This window comes from Kribbella sp. NPDC054772, from assembly GCF_053611945.1.
This window is the reverse complement of record NZ_JBSHBJ010000007.1, coordinates 1-9,712: the sequence shown is the minus strand read 5'-3', so window position 1 is coordinate 9,712 and position 9,712 is coordinate 1. Positions and strand designations below refer to the sequence as shown.

12 protein-coding genes are annotated in these 9,712 nt (G+C 68.4%); 8 read left to right on the top strand and 4 right to left on the bottom strand.

Features of this window, described 5'->3' with window-relative positions:
- Positions 1 to 228: 228 nt before the first annotated feature.
- The 7 genes from ACWGID_RS13820 (at position 229) to ACWGID_RS13790 (ending at position 4,625) form a co-directional block, all read left to right on the top strand.
- The gene (locus ACWGID_RS13820) at positions 229 to 597 is read left to right on the top strand and encodes a hypothetical protein (RefSeq protein WP_452196806.1); all 369 of its coding nucleotides are present in this window, start codon (positions 229 to 231) and stop codon (positions 595 to 597) included.
- Complete coding sequence (locus ACWGID_RS13815; RefSeq protein WP_452196805.1) at positions 594 to 1,028, top strand: hypothetical protein; 435 nt, start codon at positions 594 to 596, stop codon at positions 1,026 to 1,028. The genes ACWGID_RS13820 and ACWGID_RS13815 overlap by 4 nt, the downstream gene beginning before the upstream one ends.
- Complete coding sequence (locus ACWGID_RS13810) at positions 1,025 to 2,545, top strand: multicopper oxidase family protein (RefSeq protein ID WP_452196804.1); 1,521 nt, start codon at positions 1,025 to 1,027, stop codon at positions 2,543 to 2,545. The genes ACWGID_RS13815 and ACWGID_RS13810 overlap by 4 nt, the downstream gene beginning before the upstream one ends.
- A gap of 78 nt (positions 2,546 to 2,623) precedes the next feature.
- Positions 2,624 to 2,962, top strand: coding sequence for an ArsR/SmtB family transcription factor (locus ACWGID_RS13805; RefSeq protein WP_452196803.1), 339 nt, complete (start codon positions 2,624 to 2,626; stop codon positions 2,960 to 2,962).
- Positions 2,959 to 3,429: an SRPBCC family protein gene (locus tag ACWGID_RS13800; RefSeq protein WP_452196802.1), complete on the top strand. Its 471-nt coding sequence runs from the start codon at positions 2,959 to 2,961 to the stop codon at positions 3,427 to 3,429. Before ACWGID_RS13805 ends, ACWGID_RS13800 begins: the two co-directional genes overlap by 4 nt.
- Before the next feature lie 3 nt (positions 3,430 to 3,432).
- Entirely contained in the window at positions 3,433 to 4,032 is a 600-nt protein-coding gene (locus tag ACWGID_RS13795; RefSeq protein ID WP_452196801.1) for a dihydrofolate reductase family protein, read from the top strand.
- Between the two features lie 2 nt (positions 4,033 to 4,034).
- Complete coding sequence (locus tag ACWGID_RS13790) at positions 4,035 to 4,625, top strand: dihydrofolate reductase family protein (protein WP_452196800.1); 591 nt, start codon at positions 4,035 to 4,037, stop codon at positions 4,623 to 4,625.
- Here the strand turns inward: ACWGID_RS13790 and ACWGID_RS13785 are convergent.
- The 4 genes from ACWGID_RS13785 to ACWGID_RS13770 all read right to left on the bottom strand — a co-directional run bounded on the left by ACWGID_RS13785 (position 4,604) and on the right by ACWGID_RS13770 (position 9,094).
- Complete coding sequence (locus tag ACWGID_RS13785) at positions 4,604 to 5,392, bottom strand: aminoacyl-tRNA hydrolase (RefSeq protein WP_452196799.1); 789 nt, start codon at positions 5,390 to 5,392, stop codon at positions 4,604 to 4,606. The genes ACWGID_RS13790 and ACWGID_RS13785 overlap by 22 nt on opposite strands.
- Before the next feature lie 674 nt (positions 5,393 to 6,066).
- The gene (groL, locus tag ACWGID_RS13780; RefSeq protein ID WP_452196798.1) at positions 6,067 to 7,692 is read right to left on the bottom strand and encodes a chaperonin GroEL; all 1,626 of its coding nucleotides are present in this window, start codon (positions 7,690 to 7,692) and stop codon (positions 6,067 to 6,069) included.
- 220 nt (positions 7,693 to 7,912) lie between these two features.
- Positions 7,913 to 8,260 carry an MmcQ/YjbR family DNA-binding protein gene (locus ACWGID_RS13775; protein WP_452196797.1) on the bottom strand — a complete coding sequence of 116 codons (348 nt, stop codon included), beginning with the start codon at positions 8,258 to 8,260 and terminating at the stop codon, positions 7,913 to 7,915.
- Between the two features lie 36 nt (positions 8,261 to 8,296).
- A complete protein-coding gene (locus tag ACWGID_RS13770; protein ID WP_452196796.1) occupies positions 8,297 to 9,094 on the bottom strand; it encodes a PASTA domain-containing protein in 798 nt (265 codons plus the stop codon).
- Positions 9,095 to 9,267: 173 nt separating this feature from the next.
- On the opposite strand from ACWGID_RS13770, the gene ACWGID_RS13765 reads away from it, so the two are divergent.
- Positions 9,268 to 9,609, top strand: a complete 342-nt coding sequence (locus tag ACWGID_RS13765) for a PspC domain-containing protein (protein WP_452196795.1) — start codon at positions 9,268 to 9,270, stop codon at positions 9,607 to 9,609.
- Positions 9,610 to 9,712: the final 103 nt, after the last annotated feature.

Below are 9,712 nucleotides of genomic sequence, written 5' to 3'. Positions count from 1 at the left end.
TGGCCGCCCAGGACCGCCGGGGCGACGCCGGCGTCCGGGGGCCGGGGTGCAGCGCGTGCGACGACCTGCACGACCACGAGCTCCGGATCGAGCCGGAGCTCGGCCCCGACCCGCACTGGGTCTGCGAGCGGGCCGGGATCAGCGTCGCACCCCTGGGGCAGCTCACCTGATCTCTCCGGGTAATACCTGATTGATCTACATGTAGCCAGACTACTATTGTCTGTCTACATGATGAGCCTGAGGGCACTCCAGCTACTGGCTGGGGTGCATGCGGTGGGGATCTGTTTGCAACCGGTGTTCGCCGGGGTCTACCTGAACGGCTCCCCGGCCGGCCTGCGGATGCACGAGCCGACGGGACTGGCGCTGGTCTTCCTGGGGCTCGCGCAGTTGCTGGTAGCAACGATCTGGTGGCGGAGCGGCGGTCGCTGGACGGCGCCCGCGGTCAGCCTGCTGATCGTGGCCGGCGAGGTCGGCCAGGTGGTGGTGGGATACAGCCGTCAGCTCGCGATCCACATCCCGCTCGGCATCGCGCTGGTCGCCGCCTCGGTCGCCTTCGCGTACTGGACCGCGCGCCAACGTCAGGTCGTGCCCGCATGACCACCATCGCAGCCCCCGAGGCACGCAAGGTACGCCGCCCACGCGTCAGCCTGCAGTTCCTCCGGATCACCCTGGTGCTGCACGCCGTCTTCGTGATCACGCAACCGATCGCCGCCGGGTACTTCCTGTCCGGCAACGTGGACGCGATGACCAACGTGCACGGTGTGATCGGCGGCACGGTCTGGATGGTTGCGTTGCTGCAGACCACCGTCGCCGCCTGCTACACACTCGCCGGTCGCGGCCGCGTCTGGCCGAGCGTCGCCTCCGTGCTGCTTGTCGTCGCGGAGTTCGTCCAGCTCACCTACGGCTACCTGCAGAACTTCGCCGTACACATTCCGCTCGGCACGGCCATCGTCACCACCGTCGTCTGGATGACGGTCTGGTCGTTCCGACCCACCGCACGCCTGAGCCGCCGGGAGGTGAAGCGATGACGATGTCCCGCCGCGGGTTCCTGGCTGTTGCCGGAGGCACCGGTGCCGCAGCGACCCTGACCAGCTGCGGCGAGGAGGCGAAGCCCGCGCAGGCCGGAGAACTCCTGCGCAGCAAGGCGAAACTCCCCGCACCGTTCCAGGTCCCGCTCCCGATCCCGCCGGTGAAGAAGCCGATCCGCTCGGACGCGAAGGCCGACTACTACCAGGTCGTCCAGCGCAAGGCGAGCCTCGAGATCCTCCCCGGCCTGAAGACCGAGGTGATGGGGTACGACGGCCTGCTCCCCGGCCCGACCTTCGACGTACCCAGTGGACGCACCACCGTGGTCGAGCAGATCAACGAGCTCGACGTGTCGACCGTGGTGCATCTGCACGGCGGTTACACACCGGCGCCGAGCGACGGCTGGCCGCTCGACATGATCATGCCCGCGAACGGCGGCCACTCCGGCGGTCACCACATGGCCGGCGGCGACATGACAATGGGCCGCCGCACGTACACGTACCCGAACACGCAGCGCGCCGCGACACTCTGGTACCACGACCACACGATGGACTACACCGCGCCGCAGGTGTACCGCGGACTGTTCGGTCTGCACATCATCCGTGACGACGAGGAGGCGAAACTCCCGCTACCGAAGGGCGATCGGGAGATCCCGCTGGTCATCGCGGACCGTGCGTTCGACGCCGACGGGTCGTTCCTGTACCCCGCGGCGAAGGACGGTCCCGGGGTCGAGTCGGCGTACATGGAAGGTGTTGTCGCAGACGTCACGCTGGTGAACGGTGCGCCGTGGCCGGTGCACGAGGTGGACGCGGTGCGGTATCGCTTCCGGATCCTGAACGCCAGCAACGCCCGGCGGTACGAGCTCGCCTTCGACAAGGGGCCCGCGAAGTTCGTCCAGATCGGGAGTGACGGCGGACTGCTCGACAAGCCGATCGAGCATCAGACCCTCGTGCTCGCGCCGGCGGAACGGTTCGACGTGGTCGTCGACTTCTCGCAGTACCAGCCCGGTGACGAGGTCACGGTCGTCAACAAGCTCGACAAGAACGCGAACGTCCTGCGCTTCAAGGTCGCCCGCAAGGCCGCCGACGACACGAGCATTCCCGCGACCCTCTCGTCGTACGCCGTGACGCCCCGGCCGAGTGGCGTCGTACGGCGGGAGTGGCGCTTCCGCCGCGGTGACGCCGGGGACCACCGCGGCTGGACGATCAACGGGAAGGGCTTCGATCCCGCGGTGATGCAGGCGCAGGTGAAGCTGGACCAGTGCGAGATCTGGTCGTTCGTCACCGACGTCCACCACCCGGTACACGTCCATCTGGCGCCGTTCCAGGTGCTGACGCGCGGCGGGAAGAGCAAGCTGTCGGCGTACGACCACGGCTGGAAGGACACCGTCGACATCCGCCCGGCCGAGGTCGTCGAGGTCCTGGTCAGGTTCACCGCCCACAAGGGCAAGTACCTGATCCACTGCCACAACCTCGAGCACGAGGACATGGCGATGATGGCCGCCTTCGAAACGATCTGATCCGAACGCCCCTTGACGGTGGCGGAGGCCTGTCCCTATAGTCAACATATCGGTTGATCAAGGGAATGGTTGATAAAGATGACGATTGACGGCGATCAGCTCGACCGGTCCTTCGCGGCACTCGCCGACCCGGTCCGGCGGGCGATGATCGCCCGGCTGTCGCGCGGCCCGGCCACCGTGAACGAACTGGCCGAACCCTTCCCGATCACGAAACAGGCGGTGTCGCGGCACATCCAGGTGCTCGAGACCGCCGGCCTGATCACCAGGACCCGGGACGGCCAGCGCCGCCCGTGCCACCTGGTGCCGGCCGCCCTCGAAGCCCTGACGAGCTGGATCGACGAGTACCGGCTCGAGACCGAGCGGCGCTTCCGCCGGATGGACGCGCTGCTGAACACCGTGAAGGAGAAGGACCAATGAGCGAGACCACCATCAACACCCCGGCCGGGACCCCGTTCGTCGAGGTCACCCGGGAGTTCGACGCCACGCCGGCGCAGCTGTTCCGAGTCATGTCCGACCGCGACCTGGTCGCGCAGTGGATGGGCCCCCGCGAACTCGAGATGACCGTCGAGGAGTACGACGTACGCTCCGGCGGCCGCTACCGCTACATCCACCGCGACGACTCCGGTGAGTACGCGTTCCGCGGCGTCTTCCACACCGTCGACCAGGACAAGCTGATCATCCAGACCTTCGAGTGGGAGGGCGCGCCGGGCGAGGTCTGCCTGGAGAAGGCGACGCTCGAGCCGACCGCGACCGGTGTCCGGCTGAACCAGCAGTCGGTGTTCCCCTCGGTCGAGAGCCGGGACGCGTTCGTCGAGTCCGGTATGGAACACGGCATCCGCGACTCGATGGACCGGCTCGCCGAAGTCGTCGCCAAGGAGGGCTGAGCGATGACCCAGGTCGTGGTGGACATCTCGGTGTCCCTGGACGGATACGTGACCGGCCCGAACGTCGGGATCGGCAACGGCCTCGGTGACGGCGGCATGGCCCTGCACGGCTGGGTCTTCCACGGCACCGACGCGGACCGCGCCGTCCTCGACGCGGCCTTCGAGGCGAGCGGCGCGGTCGTCCAGGGCCGGAACCTGTTCGACATCATCGACGCCCCCGACGGCTGGAGCGAGGAGATGGGGTACGGCGCGAAGCCGACCGGCGAGGTCAACCCACCGATCTTCGTCGTCACCCACACCCCGCCGGCCAAGACCCGGCTCGGCGACCGGTTCCGCTTCGTCAGCAGCCCGGCCGCGGCGGTCACCCAGGCGCTGGACGTTGCCAGCGGCAAGGATGTCGTCGTGATGGGTGGCGGTCAGATCTGTCACGCGGTACTCGCCGAAGGGCTGGCCGACGTACTGCGGTTGCACGTGGCACCCGTCGTACTCGGTGCCGGCACGCGGTTGTTCCCGGCCGAGCCTGCTGCCGGTTTCACAGTGGAGTTGATCGAAGCGGTGTCTACGTCGGCGGCGCAGCACCTGACGTACCGGGTGGTGAAGTGAGCATGGGGCGCGTGATCGTGTCGGCAGCCGTTTCACTCGACGGGTTCGTGGCGGACACCGAGGACGGGGTCGGGCCGCTGTTCGACTGGTACAACAACGGGCCGGTCGAGGTGTACGGGACCGACCGGAGCCGGCCGTTCCATGTGAGCGAGGCGAGTGCGGCGTACATGAAGTCCACCTGGCCGAACGTCGGGTCGTGCGTCATCGGGCGGCATCTCTTCGACATCACGAACGGCTGGGACGGCGTACCGTCGGTCGGCGACCACGTCTTCGTCGTCACGCATCAGCCGCCGACGGACTGGCCGTTCCCCGACGCACCGTTCACCTTCGTCAACAGTGTCGAGGAAACCATCGCCCGGGCGAAAGAGCACGCCGGCGACCGCGACGTCGTCGTCACCGGCGGCAACATCACCGGTCAGGCGCTCGCCGCTGGTCTGGTCGACGACATCGCGTACAACGTCGTACCGGTGGTCTTCGGCAGCGGGGTGAAGTTCTTCGGCGACTTCGTGGGGCCGCAGGTGCTGCTCGACAATCCGCGGGTGGTCCAGGGTGACCGCGTCACCCACCTGCACTACCGCGTCAGCAAAGGATGATCGGCGATCACGGTACGGGAGCCGGGAGCGATCTCGGTGAAGCCGGCGTCCTGCACCACGGGGAGACGCGTGGCCAGCAGTTCCTGCCACTGGGCGCGGCCGGCGGTCCGCACCGCCAGCGCGAAGTCGGCCGCCTCCCACTCCTTCCGCGCCGCTGACGACAGCCCCCACCACGCGAGCTGCGCCGCATGCCCGCACTGCGCGATCGCCTTACCACTGGACATCTCCAGATCCGGATTCACCCACAGCACCGGTACGCCGTGTCCGGGCGCCGCAAGCTCCGCGGAGTCCTCGAAGTCCGTGCCACTCACCTGAAGCTTGAACAAGTCCACCGGCACCGAATCCACCCCCGTAGGCGGAAACACCCGAACCTCAGCCACCGACACGCCCACCGCGCCTGCACCGGTCCCCGGCTCCACGCCACCCGCCCCAGTCCCCGCTTCCACGGCACCCGGCACCGCAGCGCCCGACACACCGCCCGGCTCCGCAGCACCGCCCGGCTCCGCGGTGCCTGCTCTGGTTCCCCTCACCGTGATGCCGGGCAGTGCCTCGGCTCGGCGCCACTCAGCTCCACGGGCGCGCTTGGTGATCTTCCGGATCCGGTTGTCCTGCCAGGCCGTCATCGCCGCCGCCCACTCGCCCTCGCCGGACGAGCGCTCGTCGGCCAGCATCGCCAGCACCGCCCGCGCCGCCGTCTCGAGAGCATCCGTCTGCGAAGGCCGCGCGTTCTTCTCGACGCGCACCACGAGTGTCAGCACCTGTTCCACGCCGCGAGTCTGCCAGCACCCTCGCCGCACACGGCACGCGGGACGCACGGGCCTGCGGCACGACGGTGACCGCGCTCGGTCACGGTGGGTGGTGCTAGGCGGCCGGCACCGGCGCGACGCCGTACGACAGCCCGCGAGTGCGACGGCGCCAGGTGGGGTTCGGACAGGAAACGGGGACTGGAGACCCGGTATTGCCTGTCCCCAGTCACCAGTACCTGTCCAAGGTCCCCATTCATGTGCTCCATCCGGCGCGGGGGCTCCGCTGCGCGGTCGGGCGGGTGCGGTCGGGCGGGTGCGGTCGGGCGGGTGCGGTCGGGCGGGTGCGGTCGGGCGGGTGCGTGTGGTCGAGTTCGCCTGTGGGAGGGGCTCGGGAGATGGCCGCGGGGTACGCGAGGGGTTATCCGCTCGTGGTGGGGGTTCTGGGGTGGTGTGCGAGGGGAGAAGGCCTGCCTGGAGGGGTTATCCCCTCGTGTGGGGACGGGAAGAGCTCGTGTGAGGTGAAGGTTCGTCGCGCCGTTGACCGGTTGCTCCGTCGCCCCGTTGAGGCGTCGGGGCGTTTGGGTCGCTCGGCTGTGGTGCGGCGGGGGCTCCGGGAAGGGGCGGGACAGGCAACGGCCCCGAACCGTTGGGTTCGGGGCCGTTGAGGTGTTGCTGTGTGCTGTCGGACTACTGGATCAGAAGTCCATGCCGCCCATGTCGGGCGCGCCGCCGGGGGCGGCCGCGGCCTTCTCCGGCTTGTCGGCGATGACGGCCTCGGTGGTGAGGAACAGGGCCGCGATCGACGCCGCGTTCTGCAGCGCGGACCGGGTCACCTTGGCCGGGTCGATGATGCCGGTGGCGATCAGGTCGACGTACTCACCGGTCGCGGCGTTGAGGCCCCAGCCCGGCTCGAGGTTGCGAACCTTCTCCACCACGACGCCACCCTCGAGGCCGGCGTTCACGGCGATCTGCTTCAGCGGGGCCTCGACGGCCTTGCGCACGATCTGCGCACCGGTCGCCTCGTCACCCTCGAGCTCCAGCTTCTCGAACGCCGCCACGGACGCCTGCAGAAGAGCGACGCCACCACCGGCGACGATGCCCTCCTCGACGGCCGCCTTCGCGTTGCGAACGGCGTCCTCGATGCGGTGCTTGCGCTCCTTCAGCTCGACCTCGGTGGCCGCGCCGACCTTGATCACCGCAACGCCACCGGCCAGCTTGGCCAGCCGCTCCTGCAGCTTCTCGCGGTCGTAGTCGGAGTCCGACTTCTCGATCTCGGCGCGGATCTGGTTGACCCGGCCGGTGATCTGGTCCGCGTCGCCCTCGCCCTCGACGATGGTCGTCTCGTCCTTGGTGACGACGATCTTGCGGGCCTGGCCGAGCAGCTCCAGGTCGACGGTGTCGAGCTTGAGGCCGACCTCCTCGGAGATCACCTCGCCGCCGGTGAGGACGGCGATGTCGACCAGCATGGCCTTGCGGCGGTCACCGAAGCCCGGCGCCTTGACGGCGACGGCCTTGAAGGTGCCCTTGATCTTGTTGACGACCAGGGTCGCCAGCGCCTCGCCCTCGATGTCCTCGGCGATGATGGCCAGCGGCTTGCCGGTCTGCATGACCTTCTCCAGCACCGGGACGAGGTCCTTGATGCTCGAGATCTTGCTGTTCACGATCAGGATGTACGGGTCGTCGAGGACCGCTTCCATCCGCTCGGTGTCGGTCACGAAGTACGGCGAGATGTACCCCTTGTCGAAGCGCATACCCTCGGTGAGCTCGAGCTCGAGGCCGAAGGTGTTGCTCTCCTCGACGGTGATGACGCCTTCCTTGCCGACCTTGTCCATCGCCTCGGCGATGATCTGGCCGACCTGGTTGTCGGCGGCAGAAATCGAGGCCGTGGAAGCGATCTGCTCCCGGGTCTCGACGTCCTTGGCCAGCGACAGCAGCTGCTCGCTGACCGCCTCGGTGGCCTTCTCGATGCCCTTCTTCAGGCCCATCGGGTTCGCGCCCGCGGCAACGTTGCGCAGTCCCTCGCGGACGAGGGCCTGGGCCAGCACGGTGGCGGTCGTGGTGCCGTCACCCGCGACGTCGTCGGTCTTCTTGGCAACTTCCTTGACGAGCTCGGCCCCGATCTTCTCGTACGGGTCCTCGAGCTCGATCTCCTTGGCGATGGAGACACCGTCGTTGGTGATCGTGGGGGCGCCCCACTTCTTCTCCAGCACGACGTTGCGGCCCTTCGGGCCGAGTGTCACCTTGACCGCGTCGGCGAGGGTGTTCATCCCCCGCTCGAGGCCACGGCGTGCCTCTTCATCGAAAGCAATCAGCTTGGGCATTCTCCGCGAGTCCTCCCGCGTCGAGTCTTTGTGGTCCAGCCGGCGCCGATGCCCGCGACGGACGGCACCGATCCGCGACGCTCATGTCCCGCCGCGCTCCGGCACCTCATCGAAGCCGTCTTCTTGCACACACCGCGGGCACGAGCTTTTATCACTCTCACCCTTGGAGTGCTAACCAAGTATTAGCACTCGACCCAAACGAGTGCAAGCCAGCCCGACCCTACGCACCGGCCCCCGGAGTCAGCTGGGCGATCAGGTACTTCGGTGCCGTCAGCCGCCACGCCTCGGTGATGAGCTCGCGCAGCTCCTCCTCGTCGGCCGGCTCCAGCTCGACGAGAAGCCACGCGAAGCGCCCGCCGGCCCACGAGGCGGAGTACACGGCCGGGTCCTCGGCGACCAGGGCCTCCTGCTCCTCACGGAGGGCCTTCAGGTGCATGCGGGTCTGGTCCTCGGACAGGTACGCGAAGCTCTTGTTCTTCACCTTGAAGACCGGCTGCCCCGCCCACCCCTCCTGCTCCTCAGCGCCCGGCAACCCCACCATCACCTTCACCACCGCCGCCGCATCCATACCCCGAACGCTAGGCACCCCCACCGACAGTTCCGCCTACTTGACGACGGTCAGCGTGACGGTTTCGCCGGGATTCAGGATGGTTCCAGGGGCTGGGGAGACGTTGACGACGCGGCCCGGTTCGTAGACGAGGGACGTCCTCGTGCGGACCTCCACTTCGAGGCCCAACTGCTTCAGTCGCCGCGCGTACGCCGTACCGTTCCCGCTCTCGTCGAGGGACCGGGCACTGGGTACGCCGATCAGGTCGGGAAGGACCTCGATCCGGCCCAGGATCTCGTCCACCTCGGCGGCGTTGGTCGACGACGAGGCACGGAACCAGACGTTCAGGGCCGGGATGCCGACCGCGCCCCAGCACACGTCGTCGTCCCCACAGCTGGTCCAGGTGCGCTCGGCTGCCACTCCGTTGATGCTGAACGTCAGGTCGACGTGGAAACCGTTCGGTGGGGAGGTGTCGAGCTCCACGCTGTCGACGTCCGGAGGGCGCGGCACATCGCAGTCCCCTGCCGCGCTCGGGTCGTCGATCAGCACGGTGTCGCGGCGCGGGATGCCGCAGCGGCTGAGGTTCATGCCCCACCCCCGCGGTACGGCGATCGCCGCGTGCCCGAAGCCGACCACGCGCATCGCGACCGGCTCCGGAAGCAGCTCGGGCGTGGTGACCAGACCGCCGCCGCCGTTGGTGCTCAGCAAGTTGGTGACACCGATGACGGCGATCACCGTGGTCACCGCGGCGGCCGACGCCAGCACATTGCGCGATCGACTGCGCGAAACGGTGGTGTTGAGGCCCACGTCGTCCTCGGGCGGCTCCAGAAGCTCGGTCGAGTGCGGTGGGTTCATCAGGTCTCTCACAGTTCTGCCGAACCGGGCGACTCCTCCAGTCTGAGCGCCGGAGCGGTGGCTTGTCACGAAAGTCGTCAGGGACGCCGGATCTCCGGCCCCGGGGTCGGATCAGGGGTCGGTCGGTACCGATCCTGATGTGCCGCAGGGTGCCCGAACGGGACAGTAGAGACATGACGAACTCCAACGCACCGTTCCAGAACCTGTCCGGCAAGGTCCTCCGTCGGTCCGCGAACCAGCGGATGCTCTCCGGAGTCTCCGGCGGCATCGCCGAGTACCTGAACGTCGACGTGACCCTGGTCCGCCTCGGCTGGGTCGGCCTCACCCTGATCACCGGCGGCGCCGCCCTGCTCGGCTACGCGGTCGCCTGGATCGTGATCCCCGAGTCCGACGGCAAGGCCGTGTGGCAGAACGTCCAGCAGTCGGTGAACCAGCACCAGGACACCACCGAGCAGGACATCGCTTCCCGGCTCTACGACGACACCACCACGAACAACAAGCCCCCGGCGGCATGACAGTACTTTCGGCCGGGCCTCCGGCACCGGCGCGGTCACGGGGCCTCCCGGCCTTCCCTCGTCGCTCCGGTCGCTACGCTCCCTGCGCTCCTCAGTCCAGGCC

What these genes read in the sequence shown, in the direction of transcription:
- ACWGID_RS13820 (WP_452196806.1), top strand. Translation starts at nt 229, where the DNA reads ATGATGAGCCTGAGGGCACTCCAGCTACTGGCTGGGGTGCATGCGGTG.
- ACWGID_RS13815 (WP_452196805.1), top strand. Translation starts at nt 594, where the DNA reads ATGACCACCATCGCAGCCCCCGAGGCACGCAAGGTACGCCGCCCACGC.
- ACWGID_RS13810 (WP_452196804.1), top strand. Translation starts at nt 1,025, where the DNA reads ATGACGATGTCCCGCCGCGGGTTCCTGGCTGTTGCCGGAGGCACCGGT.
- ACWGID_RS13805 (WP_452196803.1), top strand. Translation starts at nt 2,624, where the DNA reads ATGACGATTGACGGCGATCAGCTCGACCGGTCCTTCGCGGCACTCGCC.
- ACWGID_RS13800 (WP_452196802.1), top strand. Translation starts at nt 2,959, where the DNA reads ATGAGCGAGACCACCATCAACACCCCGGCCGGGACCCCGTTCGTCGAG.
- ACWGID_RS13795 (WP_452196801.1), top strand. Translation starts at nt 3,433, where the DNA reads ATGACCCAGGTCGTGGTGGACATCTCGGTGTCCCTGGACGGATACGTG.
- ACWGID_RS13790 (WP_452196800.1), top strand. Translation starts at nt 4,035, where the DNA reads ATGGGGCGCGTGATCGTGTCGGCAGCCGTTTCACTCGACGGGTTCGTG.
- groL (WP_452196798.1), bottom strand. Translation starts at nt 7,692, where the DNA reads ATGCCCAAGCTGATTGCTTTCGATGAAGAGGCACGCCGTGGCCTCGAG.
- ACWGID_RS13775 (WP_452196797.1), bottom strand. Translation starts at nt 8,260, where the DNA reads ATGGATGCGGCGGCGGTGGTGAAGGTGATGGTGGGGTTGCCGGGCGCT.
- ACWGID_RS13770 (WP_452196796.1), bottom strand. Translation starts at nt 9,094, where the DNA reads ATGAACCCACCGCACTCGACCGAGCTTCTGGAGCCGCCCGAGGACGAC.
- ACWGID_RS13765 (WP_452196795.1), top strand. Translation starts at nt 9,268, where the DNA reads ATGACGAACTCCAACGCACCGTTCCAGAACCTGTCCGGCAAGGTCCTC.